Here is a 2526-nt window from a genome sequence, read left to right as displayed (position 1 = left end):
ACCGACCTGCGGATGCGGCTCGGCCGCGGTGACCCGGGCGCGGGCAATGTCTACTACCCGCTGGCCTTCACCAACACCGGCAAGAGCTCCTGCACGCTCGACGGTTATCCCGGGGTGTCACTCATCCGCGGGGACGGCAGCGTGATCGGCAAGCCCGCCGACCGCCAGGGCCCCGCTGGCACAGCGGTGCGTATCGCGTCCGGACAGACCGTCCAGGCCAATCTGCACACGCTCAACAAGGGCATCAAGGGCAATAGTTGTTGGGGCAAACCGACCTTTCTGAAGGTGTACCCTCCGGGATCCACCGAGTCCCTGACGCTCGCCACCAGTAGTCCGCTCGTCTGCGGTGACACCTTCGACGTCAGCGCGGTGCAGTGACCCTCCCATCGGCCGGCCATCAGCCGTAGTACCGAAGGAACGCCCATGAGCGTCAACGGAATCGATGTCGCGTCCTACCAGAACACCGCCTACACCACCGCCGGGCTCGGCTTCGTGATCGTCAAGGCCACCGAAGGCACCGGCTACGTCAACCCGAAGCACGCGGCGCAGATCGCCACCGGCCGCACCCACGGCCTGGTGGTCGGCCACTACCACTTCGCCAGGGCCGGGTCGGTCGGTGACCAGGTGGCGTACTTCCTGCGGAACGCCGCCCCCCAGGCCGGGGACCTCCTCGCGCTGGACTGGGAGGACACCGGGATGTCGGCCGCGGACAAGGACGCCTGGATCAAGCAGGCGCAGGCCGCCGCGCCCGGCCACCGGGTGCTGCTCTACTGCAATCGCGACTTCTGGCTGAACCGCGACCGCACCGATTTCTGCGGCGACGGCCTGTGGATCGCCGATCCCAGCGCCCCGGCCGGCCGGCCGCGGGTCCAGCACGCCTGGACCATCCACCAGTACAGCGAGACCGGCGGCATCGACCACGATGTGGCCAGCTTCGCCGACAAGGCCGCCCTTCAGGCGTGGGCGCGCAAGGCCGTGCCCGCGCCCGCCTACGAGCCCTTCCCCGGCGCCGGCTGGTTCACCACCGGTCGCCGCTCGCCGATCGTCGCCGCCATGCACGACCGGCTGGTGGCGGTCGGCTGCGACCACTACGCCAGCAGCGCCGACAAGGACGTGATCGGTTCCGGCGACGTCGCCTCGTACGAGGCGTGGCAGCGCAAGTACAGCACCGACCACGACAAGGGCTGGACCGGCGCCGCCTTGAAGTGGCCGCCCGGCAAGGAGAGCTGGGACGCGCTGAAGGTGCCCAATGTGTGAGGCGCCGCCGCGGAAAGCGGGTCCCGACGGGTGACGCGCGGCCGCCCGCTGTTAGCGGCGCGCGCCGCCGGGAAGAGCGCAGACCATGGAACCGATCGAGGCACTGGAACGGATCGCGTTCCTGCTGGAGCGCTCGGGGGCGCCCACCTACCGGGTACGGGCCTTTCGCACCGCGGCCGGCGTGCTGGCCGCGCTGCCCGCACCGGAGATGCGGCAGCGGGCCGCCGCCGGGCGGTTCACCGATCTCAAGGGCATCGGGGAGACGACCGGCCAGGTCATCGCCGAGGCATCGGCCGGGCGCACCCCGGCCTACCTGGCAGCGCTGGAGGAGCGGGCCCGCACCCCGCTCACCGCGGGCGGCCAGGCGCTGCGGGCGGCGCTGCGCGGCGACTGCCACCTGCACTCGGACTGGTCCGACGGCGGCAGCCCCGTCGAGACGATGGCGCGCGCCGCCCGCGACCTCGGCCACCGGTGGGCGGCGCTCACCGATCACTCCCCGCGGCTGAAAGTGGCCCGCGGCCTGTCCGCGGACCGGCTGCGCCGCCAACTCGACCTGATCGACGAGCTGCGCCCGCGCCTGGCGCCCTTCCGGCTGCTCACCGGTATCGAGTGCGACATCCTGTCCGACGGCTCGCTCGACCAGCAGGAGGCGCTGCTGGACCGGCTGGACGTGGTGGTGGCCTCCGCCCACTCCGAACTGCGGATGCCCGCACCGGAGTTCACCCGCCGTCTGGTCGCAGCCGCCAGCAATCCGCTGGTGGACGTGCTCGGGCACTGCACCGGGCGGCTGCTGGGCGGCAAGACGCGGCCCGAGTCGCAGTTCGACGCCGAAGCGGTCTTCGCCGCCTGCGCGGCCGGCGGCACCGCCGTGGAGATCAACTGCCGCCCCGAACGGCTGGACCCGCCCCGCCGCCTGCTCGCTGTGGCCCGCGACGCCGGCGCCCTGTTCAGCATCGACAGCGACGCCCACGCCCCGGGCCAACTCGACTGGCAGCTCTACGGCTGCGCCCGCGCCGAGCAGGCCGGCATCCCGGCGGAGCGGGTCATCACCACCTGGACGGCGGATCAGCTCCTGCACTGGACGGCGACGCGCCGGCCGCCGGCCGGCGCCGGTTGAGCAGCCCGCGGGCGGCGCTCCGCCGGTCAGTGCGTCAGCGGTCAGTGCGCCAGCGCCGCCTCGGCGATGATGTTCCGGGCGGCTTCGACCAGGGCCGCGTTGTGGGGCGCCGGGGTGCCGTCCGGCAGCAGCAGCGCGTCCTCGTAGCCGAT

Annotated in this window: 4 protein-coding genes; 3 read left to right on the top strand and 1 reads right to left on the bottom strand. The window is 72.7% G+C overall.

From position 1 onward, the window contains the following. From GA0115240_RS23910 to GA0115240_RS23900, 3 genes are all read left to right on the top strand, one after another. A partial coding sequence (locus GA0115240_RS23910; protein ID WP_141708947.1) for a DUF4232 domain-containing protein occupies positions 1-378 on the top strand: 378 nt, incomplete at its 5' end. A gap of 45 nt (positions 379-423) precedes the next feature. Beyond that, positions 424-1257, top strand: a complete 834-nt coding sequence (locus GA0115240_RS23905; RefSeq protein WP_093739502.1) for a GH25 family lysozyme — start codon at positions 424-426, stop codon at positions 1255-1257. An 85-nt stretch (positions 1258-1342) separates the two neighbouring features. Beyond that, on the top strand, positions 1343-2374 hold the full coding sequence (locus GA0115240_RS23900; RefSeq protein ID WP_093739500.1) for a PHP domain-containing protein: 1032 nt from the start codon (positions 1343-1345) through the stop codon (positions 2372-2374). A gap of 41 nt (positions 2375-2415) precedes the next feature. Here GA0115240_RS23900 and GA0115240_RS39400 read toward each other — a convergent pair whose 3' ends face one another. Continuing rightward, complete coding sequence (locus GA0115240_RS39400; RefSeq protein WP_346267976.1) at positions 2416-2526, bottom strand: 3-keto-5-aminohexanoate cleavage protein; 111 nt, start codon at positions 2524-2526, stop codon at positions 2416-2418.

The organism is Streptomyces sp. DvalAA-14 (genome assembly GCF_900091855.1).
Lineage (GTDB): Bacteria > Actinomycetota > Actinomycetes > Streptomycetales > Streptomycetaceae > Actinacidiphila.
The sequence above is the reverse complement of the archived record's forward strand: the minus strand, read 5'-3'. Positions and strand labels throughout refer to the sequence as shown.

Coding starts and splice junctions, on each gene's coding strand:
- GA0115240_RS23905 (WP_093739502.1), top strand. CDS start 424: ATGAGCGTCAACGGAATCGATGTCGCGTCCTACCAGAACACCGCCTAC.
- GA0115240_RS23900 (WP_093739500.1), top strand. CDS start 1,343: ATGGAACCGATCGAGGCACTGGAACGGATCGCGTTCCTGCTGGAGCGC.